Origin of the sequence: Pseudofrankia sp. EUN1h, from assembly GCF_001854645.1 — a bacterium.
Classification (GTDB): Bacteria; Actinomycetota; Actinomycetes; order Frankiales; family Frankiaceae; genus Pseudofrankia; species Pseudofrankia saprophytica.
Genome location: NZ_MBLN01000058.1, coordinates 203,150 through 217,146 on the forward strand (window position 1 = coordinate 203,150; position 13,997 = coordinate 217,146).

The 13,997-nt window shown below is 73.1% G+C and carries 11 protein-coding genes; 8 read left to right on the plus strand and 3 right to left on the minus strand.

Annotation, left to right across the window (positions count from 1 at the left end):
• Positions 1-177: 177 nt before the first annotated feature.
• Positions 178-2,310: a PAS domain-containing protein gene (locus BCD49_RS21140; protein ID WP_007513808.1), complete on the minus strand. Its 2,133-nt coding sequence runs from the start codon at positions 2,308-2,310 to the stop codon at positions 178-180.
• A gap of 494 nt (positions 2,311-2,804) precedes the next feature.
• Here BCD49_RS21140 and BCD49_RS21150 point away from each other — a divergent pair, with 494 nt between their 5' ends.
• Together BCD49_RS21150 and BCD49_RS21155 are read left to right on the plus strand one after the other, a co-directional pair.
• Complete coding sequence (locus tag BCD49_RS21150; RefSeq protein WP_083401599.1) at positions 2,805-3,779, plus strand: DUF5995 family protein; 975 nt, start codon at positions 2,805-2,807, stop codon at positions 3,777-3,779.
• Positions 3,780-3,963: 184 nt separating this feature from the next.
• On the plus strand, positions 3,964-5,001 hold the full coding sequence (locus BCD49_RS21155) for a PaaI family thioesterase (protein ID WP_083401600.1): 1,038 nt from the start codon (positions 3,964-3,966) through the stop codon (positions 4,999-5,001).
• A 22-nt stretch (positions 5,002-5,023) separates the two neighbouring features.
• Here the strand turns inward: BCD49_RS21155 and BCD49_RS21160 are convergent, their stop codons facing one another.
• Positions 5,024-6,121: a MarR family winged helix-turn-helix transcriptional regulator gene (locus tag BCD49_RS21160; RefSeq protein ID WP_007513811.1), complete on the minus strand. Its 1,098-nt coding sequence runs from the start codon at positions 6,119-6,121 to the stop codon at positions 5,024-5,026.
• Between the two features lie 292 nt (positions 6,122-6,413).
• Here BCD49_RS21160 and BCD49_RS21165 point away from each other — a divergent pair, with 292 nt between their 5' ends.
• The 6 genes from BCD49_RS21165 to BCD49_RS21190 all read left to right on the plus strand — a co-directional run bounded on the left by BCD49_RS21165 (position 6,414) and on the right by BCD49_RS21190 (position 12,223).
• Positions 6,414-7,373: a daunorubicin resistance protein DrrA family ABC transporter ATP-binding protein gene (locus tag BCD49_RS21165; RefSeq protein ID WP_007513812.1), complete on the plus strand. Its 960-nt coding sequence runs from the start codon at positions 6,414-6,416 to the stop codon at positions 7,371-7,373.
• Between the two features lie 95 nt (positions 7,374-7,468).
• Positions 7,469-8,233, plus strand: coding sequence for an ABC transporter permease (locus tag BCD49_RS21170; protein ID WP_007513814.1), 765 nt, complete (start codon positions 7,469-7,471; stop codon positions 8,231-8,233).
• Between the two features lie 87 nt (positions 8,234-8,320).
• Positions 8,321-8,908 (plus strand): redoxin domain-containing protein, encoded by a 588-nt coding sequence (locus BCD49_RS21175; RefSeq protein WP_198536006.1) that lies wholly within the window; start codon positions 8,321-8,323, stop codon positions 8,906-8,908.
• A 73-nt stretch (positions 8,909-8,981) separates the two neighbouring features.
• On the plus strand, positions 8,982-9,905 hold the full coding sequence (locus tag BCD49_RS21180; protein WP_007513818.1) for a cytochrome c biogenesis CcdA family protein: 924 nt from the start codon (positions 8,982-8,984) through the stop codon (positions 9,903-9,905).
• A 228-nt stretch (positions 9,906-10,133) separates the two neighbouring features.
• Positions 10,134-11,570 carry an FAD-binding oxidoreductase gene (locus tag BCD49_RS21185; RefSeq protein ID WP_007513819.1) on the plus strand — a complete coding sequence of 479 codons (1,437 nt, stop codon included), beginning with the start codon at positions 10,134-10,136 and terminating at the stop codon, positions 11,568-11,570.
• A 158-nt stretch (positions 11,571-11,728) separates the two neighbouring features.
• Complete coding sequence (locus BCD49_RS21190; protein WP_007513821.1) at positions 11,729-12,223, plus strand: hypothetical protein; 495 nt, start codon at positions 11,729-11,731, stop codon at positions 12,221-12,223.
• Positions 12,224-12,307: 84 nt separating this feature from the next.
• Here the strand turns inward: BCD49_RS21190 and BCD49_RS21195 are convergent, their stop codons facing one another.
• Positions 12,308-13,459, minus strand: a complete 1,152-nt coding sequence (locus BCD49_RS21195; protein WP_425343346.1) for an aromatic ring-hydroxylating oxygenase subunit alpha — start codon at positions 13,457-13,459, stop codon at positions 12,308-12,310.
• Between the last annotated feature and the right edge of the window lie 538 nt (positions 13,460-13,997).

Here is a 13,997-nt window from a genome sequence, read left to right on the forward strand (position 1 = left end):
GTCACCGAATCCGAACACCGGTGTTGCGACTTCGTGAACATCCGGGCCGTCGGCGCCGTACGAGGCTCCCGGACCGGCCTGGGAGGGCAGGCGGAGCAAGCCAGTCCGCCCAGGCCGGGTCAGGCCAGCCTGGTCGCCGGGCCAGGCCGGCCCTCGCCCGGCCTGGCCGGCGCGGCCTTAGGCGTAGGGCGGGCGCAGGTCGAAGATGGTGCGGCGGACCTCGTCGATGGTCTGGTCGAGATCGGCGATCGCTGCGGACAGCCGGCCGGTGCCCGGCTCGGCGACCAGGCGGACCAGCGACTGCAGCCGCAGGCCCACTGAGAACAGCCGCTGGATGACGAGGTCGTGCAGCTCGCAGGCGATCCGGTCGCGGTCCTCGAAGACCGCGAGGCGGGCGCGGTCCTCCTGCATCTGGGCGAGCTCGACGGACGCGGCGACGATGTTGGCGACCGACTGGACGAAATGCGCCTCGTCCTTGGTGAAGTATCGGCGGGCGCCGCTGTGCGCCGCCAGCACGCCGAACGCCCGGCTGCCGACGCCGATCGGCGCACCGACCGTGGCCACCGTGCCATCGCCCTGCAGCCAGCCCTCCGGGGCGATGTCCGCGTGGCCGGACAGGTCGTCGATGACGAGGGGCTGGCGGGAGGAGAGCACCTTCGAGACGTACGAGCCGGGGGCGGCGGAGACCGCGCCGGCGGCCCAGGCCCCGCCGACGCGGCCATAGCAGGCGCGCACATGCGCGTGGACGTCGCCCGTCAGCCGGGTGCCGGGGCCCACGTCGGCGTCGGCGTCGGTGGCCTTGGTGACCACGACGCCACCCGAGCCGGCCGCGGCCTGCTCCTGGGTGTCGCCGAACGGGCCGCCGCGGGCCCGGCCGCTGGCGGACGAGGCCGCCTCGAGGCACTCGATCAGGTCGCAGCGCTCGACCGCGAGCGTGGAGGCGACCAGTTCGACGGCCTCGTTCAGCAGGGCGGGCACGTCGAGCGTGGTCAGCGCACGCTGGCCGAGATAGGCCAGCGCCGCCTGCTGGCGCTCGGCGCGGCGCAGGTCGGTGATGTCGGAGAACACGACGGCGACCCGGGTGCCGCCCTCGTCGCGCAACGGGATCACGGTGGCGCGCAGCGAGCGCACCGGGCCCGCGGAGGTCAGCTGCGCATCCCCCGTGGCCGGCTGTCCGGCTGTTGGCTGTCCCGCTGTTGGCTGTCCCGCGCCGGCGTCCTCGGCGGCGGTCGCGGAATCGTCGCCACCGGCGACGTCCGCGCGCCCAGCGAGCACGTCGAGCACGTCGAGGTCGCCGATCTGGGCCTGCTGGGTGCGCCGGGCCGTGGCGACCAGGCCCCACTCGCCACCGAGCGCGGGCCCGCCGGCCGCGGCAGGGCGCAGCTGGGTGGACAGCACGTCGACGGGGTCGCCGGCCTGGGTGCGGGTGCCGACGAGCCGGTCGACCACCTGGGACGCCCGGAGCACCGTCAGGTCGGGGTCGTAGATGACGACACCGACAGGCAGATCGTCGATCTTGCCGCCGGTCGGCACGAGCTCCAGCAGCGCGCTCTGCTCGCCGGCCATCTCCGCCCCGAAGCGGGCGTCGGTGACGTCGATGATCGTGCCCATGTTGCCGACGACCTCGCCGGCGTCGTCGCGCAGCACCTTCGCGCGGATCTGCACGCGGCGGTAGGTGCCGTCGACGATGCGGTAACGGGTCTCGTGGTGACAGTGGTCCGCGCCGCCGACGACGACCGCCATGAACAGGGCGATGGTGTGCTCGATCTCCTCGGGGTGGACATAGGAGATGAACTGACTTCCGAGGCTCTCGGCGATGCTGAACCCGGTGAGCCGGGTCCAGGCGGGGTTCAGGTAGGTCCAGCACCCTTCGGCGTCCGTACGGAACACGACCTCGGAGAGGCTGTCGAGCAGGTTCAGCGCGTCCAGCCCGGCCGCCATCGACGTGCGGGCGGGCGGCGGCGTCGGGCCGTCCGGCACCGGATACCCGGCCGTCGGCGCCGGCGCGGCGGGCGCGGCCGTCGGTCCCGGCGGTGGCACCGGCCGCAGTGAGGTGCTGGGGGCGGCGGGCGCGGCGCCGGCCGCGTCGGCCATGGTGGCCTGCCAGGCGCCGAATCCGCTGGCGACGTTCGGTCCGGTGGCGTCCGGGCCCCCCGCGGGCGTGTCCTGCGCCGTGCTGGCCGCGTCGGCCGGCTGGTCCGTCGTTTCGCCCGTCCGCCCGGCCCCGGCACGCACCGCGTCCGTCATGCCCACGCCATCCCCAGACTCCCCCGGCCCCGGCAAGGTCTCGGTCAGCACCCAGCGGTTCATCCCCAGCTAGACGCCGCACTCAACAGTGCGTGTCTCGATACCGTTCGACACCGTACGCGCCCACACCCCGCCCGTCACGACACGGGTCCGGATCCGTGCAGTCCCACACCCGTTTCGCACCTTAGGGCYGACGCGCCGGGACTTATCCCGGGCCGGCGCCGGCGACGTACCACGACGGGCCACACGGCCGCGGCTGATTCGATCAAAGGCACGACACCCCCCGGGCGCGGCTCTCCCACCGGCCGGGCGGCCGGAATATCCCCGCACACGRCATTTCCCGGAGATCAGATCTCCTTACAGATTATTGTTTTCACCATCCCGGTCCCGACCCCTCACACACCTTGGTGCCAGGGACTGGTGGAAATCACCCAGCCCATTTTGGGGGACGTTTACCTGTCCCGCGAACAAACGCGGGACAATGGGTGGAGTAGTCCACGGGTGGTCCCCCTCGCGGCGCATTACCGCCATGGATTTCCGGCCCTAACGTTGGCGCCATGTMATTTTCGACCAGGCGTGAGCGGCACATTCCCAGGCACCGGGCGCCGGCGCGCCGGTCCGGCGCGCGAACGTCGGCGGCCCTCGTCCTCGGGGTCGCCGTGGCTGCGACGGCGACCCTCGGTGGCGGGGCGGCGCGGGCGGACACGCCCGTGGCGCTCACCGGCATCCCCGCCTACCAGCCGTCGCTGTCGGCCTGGTACACCCCGGACCAGATCAACCACTGCCTGGGTGGGAATCCCGACTGCGTCTCCGTGACGATCGCCCGGATGAACGAGATGCTGGGCGGGCTCGCGGCGACCTGCGACCACCGGGCACCCTTCGCGCTGGCCTACCTGCGCACGACCCAGCAATACCAGCGGGCCGCCTCGACGCCCGGGTTCTTTCAGGACCCGGCGTTCGTCAACGTCGAGGACGTGTTCTTCGCTTCCTATTTCTTCAACGCCTACGACAACTGGAACGCGGGCAACACGTCCGCCGTGCCGCGGGCCTGGCAGGTGGCGTTCTCGGCTGCCCAGAACAAGAGCGTCTCCGGGCTCGGCGACATCCTGCTCGGCATGAACGGCCATATCAACCGGGACCTGCCCTATGTGCTGGCCGGCCTCGGCCTGGTGGCGCCGGACGGGACGAGCCGCCACGAGGACCATGAGCGGGTCAACATCTTCCTCAACCAGGTCGCCGAGTCCATGCTCGACGAGGCCGCCACCCGGTTCGATCCGACAATCAATGATCTGAAAAGCCCCTACGGCATCACCTACACGGTGTTCATGCAGATCATCGCCGGCTGGCGGGAGGTCGCCTGGCTGAACSCCCGCCGGCTGGTCGGCGCGTCGACTCCKGGGCAACGTGCCCTCGTCGAGGCGTCCATCGAGCAGACCGCCGCCGTCACCGCCATCGCGCTGCGCACGGCGTTCACCTACCTGCCGCCGCTGACCGCCCTCCGCGACGACTACTGCGCCAGCCACCACGGCTGACACGCCCCGCCGAGATGGCCCGCCGGACAGCCCGCGACGAGGCAGGACGGGTGAGTCGTTGGGCACACGCCTGTCCGGCGGGCCCGGGCGCGGGAGACGATCGCGGATGGCGTGAAATGCGCCGTGTACGGCCCGGTCTGGAGGTCGCCGGGCCGGGTGGGTGTGAGGTGGGAGGAGAGCCACGGTGAGGGCACCGGCCCGGGAGTACCCGGAGACGCGGATGCGGGTGGGGCCGATCGACCGGGGCAACGGCATGCGGGTGCCGATGCCGGTCGGGCCCTGGATGCTGGCCCCCAGTGGTGACCAGACCGTCGCCGCGCTCGGCGTCATCGTCGACGACGCGATCGGGATCGAGGTCCACCACCAGCGGCCGGCCGGCACCCACTCGGTCACCACGGAGCTGTCGGTGGACGTCGTGCTGCCGCCGCCGTGGGCGGGCCCGGAGCTCGTGGCCACGTCGCGGCTGGTGGGCGCCGGGTCGGCGGACGGGGTGTCACGCGGCGAKGTCCGCGACGGCGACGGGCGGGTGGTGGCGATCGCGAGCGGCCGCAGCCGGTTCGTGCCCGCGACGGGCATCCACGCCGACGTCGCCGAGGTGGAGCGCGAGCCACCGGACCGGATCGAGCCGGCGGACCACCGCTCCATCCTCGAGGTGCTCGACATCGCCGACCTGGAGCGCTCGCTGACGTTCGACTTCACTGGGGGCGCCGACACAGGCATTCGTCTCCCGTCGCCGGTGGACCGCCAGGGCGCCGACACCCGGGTCCCCGCCCCGCGTCCGACCGCCGACGACGACCGGCCGGTACAGGTCGCCGCGGCCGCCTCCCACAGCGGGAAGGCCGCGGGCGCCACGCTGGCCGAAGGGCCGGCGCTGTCGGCACCGTCGGCGCGGCCGGCGGCGCCGATGGCGGCTCGGCTGGTCGTGCCACCGGTGGAGGCGTTCGGCAACGCGAGCGGAACGATGCACGGCGGCCTGCTGTTCGCCTGCACGGACCTGGCCGCGGCGGGGCTCGCCGGCGCGCTGGGCTCACTGCCGGCGACGGACTACACGACGTCGCTGCGGCTGAACCTGCTGCGCCCGGCCCTGCTCAGCGAGCCGGTGGTCTTCACCGCCCGCGTCGTCAACCGCGGCCGCTCGGTGAGCGTCTACCGCGTCACCTCCCACGGCGCCGCCGGCCGGCCGTACACCGTCGCCACCGTCACCCGCTCCAGCCGGCCATGAGCGCGGGCGCCCCGGCTCCCGGCTAGGTGAGTGGGGCGATCACGAGGTTCTTGACGCCGCCGGTGAGGGCCAGCTCGTAGCGGTCCTTGCCCGACGCGCGGCCGGAGGGCCAGCTTCCCTGGGGGCCGAGGTGCTCGCCGTCGACGACGACCTGGCTCGCGCCGCCGCGCAGCCGCAGGTCGACGGGCACGCCGGCCGGCCGCTCGATGCGCAGCCCCTTCGCCCCGCCCGTCACCGAGATCCGGGCGGGCGGGTGCGGCGGGCCGAGGCGCAGCGCCAGGTGGTTGACGCCCCCGGTCAGCGAGAACGACGTCATGGCGAGCCCGGCGGTGTCGACGGCGAGGTTCTCGGCGCCGCCACGGACGTAGATGGACCAGGAGACGCGTGGGCTGAGCGTCAGCGTCGACGCCCGGCTTCCCGGGCGCCACAGTGACCGGTTGCGGCCGAACTGGATCCGCACCTCGGTCTCGTCCGGGCGGGTGGTGACCTGGCTGGTCGGCGCCCCGCCCAGGAAGCTGCCCTGGTAGAGGCTGTCGCCGGGAAGGTCCGCGTCGCCGGCCACGATCGCCAGGTGCCTGGCCCCGCCGGCCAGGAGCAGCCGGGCCCGCGGGGCCGCGCCCAGCGGCGCACCCAGCGTGACGGGCGAGGCCGTGGTGGCCGGGCCGTCGCGCAACGACTGCGTCTGGTCGCGCAGCATCTCGGTGGTCGCGGCCAGGAAGCGCGCGATGGTGCGCTGGTCGGCGGGGCTGAACGTCGTCTGGATGGTCGCGGCGGCGTCGGTCATGGGGCCGAGGAGCACGTCGAGCGCGGCGACCCGCTCGGCGACCGCCGTCACGATGACTCGCCTGCGGTCGCCGGGGTCGGGCGCGCGGGTGAGGAAGCCGCGCTGTTCCAGGCCGTCGAGCACCTTGGTGATCGCGCCGGTGGTGAGCCGGGTGGCCGCGGAGAGCTGGCCGGCCAGCCGCGGGCTGGACCGCAGGATCGTGAGCACGGCGAGCTCGGTCGGTGTGAGCCGGGCGCGCACGCCGGCGGCCGCCTGGAACAGCTGCGCCGCGGACACCAGCTCGCGCAGCAGCGCCTCCAGGTCGACGTCGCCGTCCCGCGCCGGGCCGGCTGTCACCGCCGGCTCCCGACAGACCTTGACATCTTGACTGGCACTCTCCCACTATCGCATTGTCTCACTCGCTCAGACAAGTTCTTGCTCAGACAAGTCTCGCTCACAGGTACTCGCTCACCCGGGTACTCGCGCAGAGAAGACTCCACGCTGGCCCACGGCCAGGCAGGAGGACCCGGCCGCCTCACGCCGCTGCGCACGCTCGGCAGGGTCCGAAACCGTCGGTGGCAGTGGTCACGATGGCGTCCAGAGCCTGGAGAGCGGCTGGGTCCTCCGCCCCCCGACGAACGGACGTCACATGATCGCCACCCACGCGCTGCGCCGGGAGTTCCGCCGGTCGAAGCGCGCCGAACCTGTCGTCGCCGTCGACGGGATCGACCTGTTGGTCGACCCGGGCGAGGTCTTCGGGCTGCTCGGCCCGAACGGTGCCGGCAAGTCGACCACGATGCGCATGCTCACGACGCTGCTGCCGCCGACCTCCGGCACCGCGATCGTCGCCGGCCACGACGTGGCGCGCGAGCGAGCCGCGGTACGCCGGCGGATCGGGTTCGTCGCCCAGGGCGGCGGCACCGACTCGGCCGAGACCGCGCGCGCCGAGCTCGTCATGCAGGGACGCGTGTTCGGCCTGTCGAAGGCCGACGCGCTCGCGCGGGCGAATGAGCTGCTCGGCCGGTTCAGCCTGACCGACGCGGCCGACCGGCGCCTCGGCACCTGGTCGGGCGGCATGCGCCGCCGGCTCGACATCGCCATCGGGCTGGTCAACTCCCCCGAGCTGCTGCTGCTCGACGAGCCGACCACCGGGCTGGACCCGGCGAGCCGCGCCGAGGTGTGGGCCGAGATCCGGGCGGTCCGGGAGGCGGGCACGACGATCCTGCTCACCACGCACTACCTGGAGGAGGCCGACGAGCTCTGCGACCGGGTGGCGATCATCCACAAGGGCCAGGTCGCGCGGACCGGCAGCCCGGACGAGCTGAAGAGCCAGGTCGCCGGCGACAGCATCGTCGTGACCCTTCCCGCTGGCGGCCCCGAGGCCGTCGCCCCCGCGGTGCGCGATCAGCCCTGGTGCCACGGTGCCGACCAGGTCGACGAGAAGACGCTGCGCGTCTTCGTCGACGACGGCTCCCGCGCCGTCACCGACCTGCTGCGCCTGCTCGACGGCCTGTCGACCCCGGTCATCACGCTGACGCTGACCCGCCCGAGCCTCGACGACGTCTTCCTCACCGCCACCGGCCACCCACTGGCCACCGCCGGCGTCTGAACCTGTCCAACGGCTGCCGGCCACGCGAGGCTCCGCCATCATCGCGTGGCCTTTGGCCTGACCGCCGCCCTCGCCCCTGAAAGGGAAGCCGCCTCATGCGCTTCTTCTCCGACGTCCGGCTCACCTATGCCCGCGCATGCCGCGCGGTACTGCGAGAGCCGAGCTGGATCATCATCGGTCTTGCCCAGCCCCTGTTCTACCTCTACCTGTTCGGCCCGATGCTCGACAACAGCGGGGTCACCCGCGGCTGGCCGGCGGGGACCAGCAGCTGGGACGTGTTCATCCCCGGCCTGCTGGTGCAGCTCGTCCTCTTCAACTGCGCGTTCAACGGGTTCGCGCTGCTGTCCGAGATGCGCCAGGGCGTGCTGGAGCGGCTCTCGGTGACACCGATCAGCCGGCTCGCGCTGCTGCTCGGCCGCGCCGGCCGGGACGCGACGCTGGTCATCATCCAGGGCGGGATCCTCGTCGGCCTCGCCGTCCCGCTCGGGCTGCACGTCCACACCGGACTGATCGTCGCCGCCCTGGTTCTGCTGGCGCTCGGCGTCGGCCTGTCCTGCCTCGGCTACGGCCTCGCGCTCATCCTGCGCAGCGAGGACGCCCTCGCCCCCGTGGTCCAGGGCGTGTCGCTGCCGGTACTGCTGCTGTCCGGGGTGCTGCTGCCGCTCACGCTCGCGCCGGGCTGGCTGGACGACACCGCCGAGGCCAACCCGCTGCGGCACACCGTCGACGCCGTCCGCGCCCTGATGCTCGGCTCCGGCCGCGCCTGGCTCGGCATCGTCGTCACCCTGGCACTCAGCGTCCTGCTCGTGGTCTTCGGCACGCGCCGCTTCAACACCACCGAGGACATGCGCATCACCTGATCCCTTCAGGGCAACTGCAGGGTCAGTGTGGGTGGGGCGTCGGCTGGACGACAGTCCGGGGCCGGCGGGGCGAGCGACGATGGGCAGGTGGACATCAGGGTGCGCCCGCCTGCGGCCCGGCCGGCCAGGCTCACGCGCAGGCTCGCGTGGGCGAGGCTCGCGGCCGTCGGGCTGGTGCTGGCCGCGCTGGCGGTCGTCGTGGCGGGGTGTGGTGGGGGCGGCGCGTCCGCGTCCGCCGGCACCGGCCGGGCTGGCGAGGGCCCGGTGCCCGCGCAGCTGCGGTTCGACGCCGCGACGGTCGACGGTGGCCGGATCTCCGGGGCCTCCCTCGCAGGGCGGCCGGCGGTGCTGTGGTTCTGGGCGCCGTGGTGCCCGATCTGCCATGGCGAGGCGCCGGAGATCGCGCGGGTGGAGAAGAAGTTCGGCGACAAGGTCCAGTTCGTCGGCGTCGCCGGGCTCGGGACCGTCGGTGAGATGCGGACGTTCGTCGCCGACACCGGCCTCGGCACGTTCCCGCACGCCGTCGACGCCGACGGCAGGCTGTGGGCCTCCTTCGGCGTCGACGAGCAGCCCGCGCTGTCGTTCATCACGGCCGATGGCAAGGTCAAGACCCTGCAGGGCCTGCTGTCCGAAGCCGAGCTGAACATGTACACCGAGCAGCTGGTGACGAGCTGACAGGCGCCGGCCGACGACCGCCCGCCTCGCGCTCGGGCTCGCGCGGCGAGCGCGGGTCGACGGGCGCGGGCTGATGGCCGGGACGCCGTACGCGCTGGCGTTGACGGCCGGGATGGTGGCCGCGGTGAACCCGTGCGGCTTCGCGCTGCTGCCCGGCTACGTCTCGCTGGTCGTCGTCGACCAGGCTCCGCCCGCCCGTCTGGGGGCGCTGCGGCGGGCCGCCGGGATGACGGCGGCGATGACCGGCGGGTTCGTCCTGGTGTTCGGCCTGTTCGGGCTGGTCGTCACGCCGCTGGCGTTGTCGGTCGGGCGATGGCTGCCATGGGTGACCCTCGTCGTCGGTGTCGGGCTGATCGTGCCCGGCATCGCGATGGCCGCCGGGCACGAGGCCTGGGTACGGCTGCCGAAGCCACGGTCGGCGCGGGTCGACGGGACCGTCTGGTCGACCGCGCTGTACGGGGTGTCGTACGCGCTCGCGTCGTTGTCCTGCACCGTCGGGCCGTTCCTCGCGGTGACGACGTCGACCTTCTCGTCGGCGAGTCTCGCCGCGGGGGTGGCCGTGTTCGTCGTGTACGCCGCCGGGATGGGCCTGGTCGTCGGTGTCGTCACGGTCGCCGCCGCGCTCGCCCGCGACGGCGTCACCCGCCGGCTGCGCCGCGCCCAGGCCTACGCCGGCCGGGCCGGCGGCGCGCTGCTCGTCGCCGCCGGTTGCTACGTCGTCTACTACGGCGTCTACGAGCTGCGGGTGTTCGGCGGCGCGGACGCCACCGACCCCGTCGTCCACGCCGCGACCCGCCTGCAGGGCACCCTCGCGGACTGGGTCCGCGCCGCCGGCGCCACCACCCTGCTCGTCGCCCTGATCGCCCTGGTGACGCTCGCCATCGGCCTGGCCGTCGCGGCCCGGCGCCCCTGGACCCGGGTCCGCCGCGCCGACTCCCCACCGGCATCTGAGCCCGACGCCCCGATCCGGGTGTCGGATCGTGGCCAGCGGTGGTGAGGCAGTCGAGATTGGGGTGGAATCGGCGTCCTCGGCCCCGATATCGCCTGCCTCGTCGTCTGATCGGATGGATGTTGGCCTGCTCGCGCACATCGGAGGCGACCTCCGCGGGACGAGGCTGACTGCCGCGGAGAGTCCCAGTCGCGTTCAGGTCGGTCGCACCGTCTGACAGGGCGCCTCCGGCGACCTAACGTCTGATGGACACAGCCGGGGCGGGGAGGGGCGGGCGTGGGCGTGGGCGTGGGCGTGACGGTTGCTCAGCTCGCCGAGCTCGTGGACGCGCTGCCGGCCGGTGTGGTGGCCACGGAGCCCGACCTGCTGGACAAGTACCGGCGGGACCGGGCGGCCGACCCGGACGCCGGGACGCCGCTCGCCGCGGTGCGGGCGGAATCGACCGAGCAGGTGCAGGTGGCGGTCCGCTGGGCGGCGCGCCACCGGGTGCCGGTCGTGCCCCGCGGCGCCGGCACCGGCCTGTCCGGCGGCTCGTCGGCCGTGGACGGCGGCATCGTGCTCTCGACGGAGCGGATGCGGGCCGTCCGCGTCGACCCGGCGACGAGGATCGCGGTCGCCCAGCCGGGGGCACTGAACGCCGAGGTGAAGGGCGCGGCCGCCGAGCACGGGCTGTGGTACCCGCCGGACCCGTCGTCGTTCGAGATCTGCTCGATCGGCGGCAACGTGGCGACCAACGCCGGCGGGCTGTGCTGCGTGAAGTACGGGGTGACGACGGACTACGTGCTCGGCCTGCAGGTGGTGCTCGCCGACGGCACGGCCGTCCGGCTCGGTGGGCCACGGCTCAAGGACGTCGCCGGCCTGTCGCTGACCAAGCTGTTCGTCGGCAGCGAGGGCACCCTCGGGATCGTGACCGAGGCGACCCTGCGGCTGCTGCCCGCCCAGCCGCCGACCAGCACGCTGGTCGCGAGTTTCCCGACCATGGCGGCGGCCACGGCCGCGATCCTGTCGATCACCTCGGCGATGCGCCCAGCGATGCTCGAGCTCATGGACCGGACGTCCATCAACGCCGTCGAGGACATGCTGATGATGGGCCTGGACCGCGCCGCCGCGGCGCTGCTGCTCGCCCGCACCGACGCCCCCTACCGGGCGGGTGAGCAGGAGCTGCGCGCCATGGCCGCCGCGTGCGAGGCGGCCGGTGCCAGTGAGGTGCTCGCCACCGACGACCTGGACGAGGGCGAGGCGTTCGTCGTCGCCCGCCGCGCCGCGATCACGGCGGTCGAGCGGCTCGGCCTGGTACTGCTGGAGGACGTGGGTGTCCCGCTGCCCCGGCTGCCGGAGCTGGTCACGGGCATCGAGGCGATCGCCGCCGCCCGCGACGTCACGATCGCGGTGATCGCGCACGCCGGCGACGGCAACACCCACCCGCTGATCGTCGTCGACCCCGGCGACGCCGCCGCGGCCGAGCGGGCCCGGCTCGCGTTCGGCGAGGTGATGGACCTGGCGATCGGCCTCGACGGCACCATCACCGGCGAGCACGGCGTCGGCCGGCTCAAGCGACCCTGGCTGCTCCCCCAGGTCGGCCAGGACGTCCTCGACCTGTCCCTGCGCATCAAGCAGGCCCTCGACCCGCTCGGCATCCTCAACCCCGGCGCCGTCTTCGCGCCCCGACCGGATTCGCTGGCCGGCGGGGTGTCCAGCCGGCAGACTTCCTAGCTGGCAAGGTTTTTGGTCGGCCGGGTTCCTAGGCGGCGCGGTCTCCTGGTCGGCGCGGTTTCTGGTCGGCAGAGCTCCTCGTCGCGCCTCGTCGGCGGAGCTCCTCGTCGGCAGGGTTCCTAGGTCGGCGGGTTCCTCGCCGGACGAGAGGTGGGCACGTGGCCGAGGTGGAAACGCAGCTGCCGTTCATCGACGAGCACACGACGGTCGTCGACGCCACCCCCGAGGACGTCTGGCTGGCCCTCACCGACCGGCTGGACCGGTCCTTCCGCGGCGCGGGCGCGCAGCGCTACGCCCGCGCGGTCGGCTGCGCCAACTGGGCGCCGTCCGGGCCGCGACCACTCGCCGTCGGCTCGACGATCGTCGGCTTCCGGGTCGCCGCGGCGGTGCCCGGCTCCTACCTGACCCTCGCCGGGCGGCACCGCTTCGCCGACTACACCCTCGCCTTCCGGCTCGACGACGCCGGCGCGGGCCGTATCCGGCTGCGCGCCGAGAGCAGGGCCGCCTTCCCCGGCGTGCCTGGCCGGACCTACCGGCTCCTCGTCATCGGCTCGCGCGGCCACGTCGTCGGCCTGCGCCGCCTGCTCGCGGCCACCCGCCGCCAGGCCGAACGACCCGGCCCGGCGGGCGCTCCCACCTCGCAGATCGACTAGCGCCGGTGGCCCACACGACGACGCGCCCCCCGCCAGCCGAGGCTGGCGGGGGGCGCGTCGCGTGAAGCCGGATGCGACCGGTGCTCAGGCGTCGAGGCTGATGCCCAGCGCCGTCTCCATGCTGGCGTGGCGGTGGTGCAGACCAGGCTCGTTGCGGCCGAAGACGAGCTGGGAACGCCCGCCGGAGGCCATGCTGGCCTGGACCTTCGCGGCCAGCGGGTAGTCCTCGTCGCGGACGCTGGCGTGGGCGTAGGCGAAGATGTCGTCCGCGCCCGCCCGGCCCGCCTCGTCGGAGGTGTCCAGGGTGGTGGCATTCTGGTGAACGGTCACCGAGTTGCCGGCCCCGCTACCCGGGTAGACGCGGAAGATCTCACCGTTGATGAACGTCACCGACATGACGATGTTCGGGAAGATCGCATAGATAACCACGAAGTAGTGCAGTGGCTCCCATTCGCTCTCCGGCTTGTCCGCGAGCTCGGTGATGTTCTGCATCGGGAAGATCAGCCGGTGATGCGGACCATAGGTGTCGAACAGCGCGCAGTTGCCGCGGACCAGCAGCGCGAACGTGTTCTTGTGCACCGTCGGGAAATGGTAGTTCTCGCCGAACGTGTCCAGCGCGAGCTTCCAGTTCACCGGCGCGTCGAGGACCTTCTCGCCGACCGAGTTCCAGTCGCCGATTCCCCAGGACGCCAGCTCGGGGCCGAGCTCGCCGAGGTGGCCCTCGATGTCCAGCGGGCCGCCATCCGGGTCGAGTCCGACCCACAGGAAGCCGGCGTGGTCGGCGGCCGGCAGCTCGGTGAGGCCGGGCTTGTTGGCCATCGTCTGCGGAAAGCCGTCCCGGCCGGGGCAGGTGACCAGCGCGCCCTTGTTGTTGTAGCTCCAGGCGTGGTACGGGCAGGTGAACCGCTCGGCCTCGCCGTCGCCCTCGGCGACCTGGGCCTGCCGGTGCGCGCAGATGTTCTGGAACGCGCGGACGGTGCCGTCGTCGTCGCGGGTGAGCAGCACCGGGACGTCCATGACCGTCTTGGTGGTGTACGTCCCCGGACCGGGCAGCTCGGAGCGGTAGCCGACCAGCTGAGGAGAGCTGCGCACGAACTCGCGCTCGCGCTCGAACAGCTCCTCGCTGGTATAGATCGCGGCCGGAATGATGCGCTCGCCGGGCGTCATGTCCGTCGTCTTGTCATTTGCGATCTTCAGCGCTCGCCGCGTGATGTCAATGAGCTCGTTGCGGTCGATCGGAAGCCTCCCTGGCGCGGCGATGATGAATTCGTGATCAGCGAGCGATCATGACCGCCGACGCCGTCGGCGAGCCTGCTGGCGTTTCGCGGCGGCACCTTTGCCCCCCTACGCCCTACCTTAACGCCAGGTCATACGCCCAGCTTGACCGGCATCTGACATATCCGTCCCGGCGCATCCGCCCTTCCCGGCCGGGCCATCCGACCCGTCCCGCCCAGCCCAGGTGGCCCAGCCACGCGACCAGGGCACCTGCCCTCCCGGCGAACCCGCTCCGGCAGACGGCCTCCAGACCCCGGCTCACCGCCGTGTCGGACAGCTGACATGACCACCCGATGCGCCACGAGTTCCGTGTCCGAGCGCGAGGAAAGTCACCTCCCGACCGCGTGGTCGCCGGCGGAGCGCGAACGATCCCGGCCAGCGGCCGCCACGCCCGGGCACAGGGCTGCCCAGAGGGCCCGCGAGCTGTGCGCGACCGCTTCGTTGCTCTGGGCACGATCGGGGCAGACTCCGCATGTGAACCACACGCGACACGATGAAG

Bases quoted from the DNA above. Each gene is read 5' to 3' on its own strand.
- BCD49_RS21140 (WP_007513808.1), bottom strand. From the start codon at position 2,310: ATGAACCGCTGGGTGCTGACCGAGACCTTGCCGGGGCCGGGGGAGTCT.
- BCD49_RS21165 (WP_007513812.1), top strand. From the start codon at position 6,414: ATGATCGCCACCCACGCGCTGCGCCGGGAGTTCCGCCGGTCGAAGCGC.
- BCD49_RS21170 (WP_007513814.1), top strand. From the start codon at position 7,469: ATGCGCTTCTTCTCCGACGTCCGGCTCACCTATGCCCGCGCATGCCGC.
- BCD49_RS21180 (WP_007513818.1), top strand. From the start codon at position 8,982: ATGGCCGGGACGCCGTACGCGCTGGCGTTGACGGCCGGGATGGTGGCC.